The organism is Streptomyces torulosus, assembly GCF_001419765.1.
GTDB lineage: Bacteria > Actinomycetota > Actinomycetes > Streptomycetales > Streptomycetaceae > Streptomyces > Streptomyces torulosus.
On sequence record NZ_LIRK01000788.1, the window covers coordinates 1 to 1,692 of the forward strand.

Below are 1,692 nucleotides of genomic sequence, written 5' to 3' on the forward strand. Positions count from 1 at the left end.
CTCCGGCCACTGGTTCGCCTCGGCCAGCAGCACCGTGTCGGGGTAGTGGGCGTCGATCTCCTTGCGGACCCGCTTCAGGAAGTCATGGGTCGCCGGAAGGTTTTCGCAGTTGGTGCCCTCCTGCTGGTACAGGTACGGCACGGCGTCCAGACGGAAACCGTCGATGCCGAGGTCCAGCCAGAACCGCAGCGCCGAGATCATCTCCTCCTGCACCGCCGGGTTCTCGTAGTTGAGGTCCGGCTGGTGGGCGAAGAAGCGGTGCCAGAAGTACTGCTTGCGGACGGGGTCGAAGGTCCAGTTGGAGACTTCGGTGTCGACGAAGATGATGCGGGCGTCCTGGTACTGCTTGTCGTCGTCGGCCCAGACGTAGTAGTCGCCGTAGGGGCCGTCGGGGTCCTTGCGGGACTCCTGGAACCACGGGTGCTGGTCGCTGGTGTGGTTCATGACGAAGTCGATGATGACGCGCATGCCGCGCTGGTGGGCGGCGTCGACGAACTCCACGAAGTCGGCGAGGTCACCGAACTCGGGGAGGACGGCGGTGTAGTCGGAGACGTCGTAGCCGCCGTCCCTGAGGGGGGACTTGAAGAAGGGCGGGAGCCAGATGCAGTCGATACCCAGCCACTGCAGATAGTCGAGTTTGGCGGTCAGGCCCTTGAGGTCGCCGATGCCGTCGCCGTTGCTGTCCTGGAAGGACCGGACGAGGACCTCGTAGAAGACGGCGCGTTTGAACCACTCCGGGTCCCGGTCCTTCTGCGGCGTGTCCTCGAAGGTGTCGGGAACGGGCTCGTTGACGATCATGGTGTGGGTGACCCCCCGATCTGCGGGTTGGACGGTCGCAGGATGGTCAGTACGTGTGCGGGCGTGCGGCCCGGTTCGAGACGTACGTAGTTGCTCCTGCCCCAGGTGTAGACCTCGCCGGTGAGCTCGTCGCGCACCAGCACCGACTCGTGCCAGTCGAGGCCGAGTCGCGGCATGTCCAACGAGACCGTGGCCTCCTGGGTGTGGTGGGGGTCGAGGTTCACGACCACCAGAACCGTGTTCGAGCCCGCCCGCTTCGAATAGATGATCACCGCTTCCTGGTCGGCGTGGTGGAAGTGCAGGTCGCGCAGTTGTCGCAGCGCGGGGCTCCGCCGCCGGATCTCGTTGAGCTTGCCGAGCAGCGGGGCGATGGTGCGTCCCTCGCGTTCGGCGGTGGTCCAGTCGCGGGGGCGGAGTTGGTACTTCTCGGAGTCGAGGTATTCCTCGCTGCCGGGTTTGAGGGGGGTGTTCTCGCACAGTTCGTAGCCGGAGTAGACGCCCCAGGTGGGGGAGAGGGTCGCGGCGAGGACGGCGCGGAGTTCGAAGGCGGGGCGGCCGCCGTGCTGGAGGAAGGCGTGGAGGATGTCGGGGGTGTTGACGAAGAAGTTGGGGCGCATGTAGCTGGCGGCGTCGCCGGCGAGTTCGGTGGCGTACTCGGTCAGCTCCTGCTTGGTGGTGCGCCAGGTGAAGTAGGTGTAGGACTGCTGGAAGCCGGTCGCGGCGAGGGTGTGCATCATCGCGGGGCGGGTGAAGGCCTCGGCCAGGAAGATCACGTCGGGGTCGGTGCGGTTGATGTCCGCGATGACCTGTTCCCAGAACACCACCGGTTTGGTGTGGGGGTTGTCGACGCGGAAGATGCGCACGCCGTGGTCCATCCAGTGCCGCAGGATGCGG

The 1,692-nt window shown here is 66.0% G+C and carries 2 protein-coding genes; both read right to left on the reverse strand.

What is annotated here, in order from left to right; all coding sequences use genetic code 11:
• Window positions 1-798 (reverse strand): alpha-amylase family glycosyl hydrolase (locus tag AOK23_RS39950; protein WP_240496778.1); only part of this gene is annotated, 798 nt, incomplete at its 3' end.
• Window positions 795-1,692 (reverse strand): alpha-amylase family protein (locus AOK23_RS39955; protein WP_476718318.1); only part of this gene is annotated, 898 nt, incomplete at its 5' end. The genes AOK23_RS39955 and AOK23_RS39950, both read right to left, overlap by 4 nt.